Here is a 536-nt window from a genome sequence, read left to right on the forward strand (position 1 = left end):
GCAGGAGAAATAGTACGCATAGTTACAAATTTAAATAAAAATGGAAGCAATCAAGGAGGAGTTTCAACCTCGCTCACAACACAAGTTGTTGCAGATGAGCGTACTAACTCGGTAGTAGTTAGTGGAGAGTCTGAGATGCGAACGCGTACTATCGAATTGATACATCAGCTTGATCAAGACCTACAGAGTAAAGGTAATACCCGAGTGTTCTACCTTAAATATGGCAATGCCAAGGATTTAGTCGAGGTGCTAAAAAATGTCAGCTCAGCTACTAATTTAGATAAAAGGAATGGTAGTAATCCAGACTCAACTATTGCTGGAGGTTCGAGTATAGGTGGTGGCAGCTTAGCCATCTCTGCTGATGAAACAACGAATGCCCTTATTATTACCGCTCAACCAAATGTGATGGCAGAGTTGGAACAAGTTGTGACCAAATTAGATATCCAACGAGCCCAGGTGCTAGTGGAAGCGATTATTGTCGAGATCGATGATGGTGACAATCTAAAGCTCGGCGTGCAATGGGCTAACTCCAGTGT

1 protein-coding gene is annotated in these 536 nt (G+C 42.7%); it reads left to right on the forward strand.

What is annotated here, in order from left to right; genetic code table 11:
* On the forward strand, positions 1-536 hold a 536-nt coding region (locus LG31_RS0107800; RefSeq protein WP_033113925.1), incomplete at both ends, for a secretin N-terminal domain-containing protein.

The organism is Aeromonas lacus (genome assembly GCF_000764665.1).
Classification (GTDB): domain Bacteria; phylum Pseudomonadota; class Gammaproteobacteria; order Enterobacterales; family Aeromonadaceae; genus Aeromonas; species Aeromonas lacus.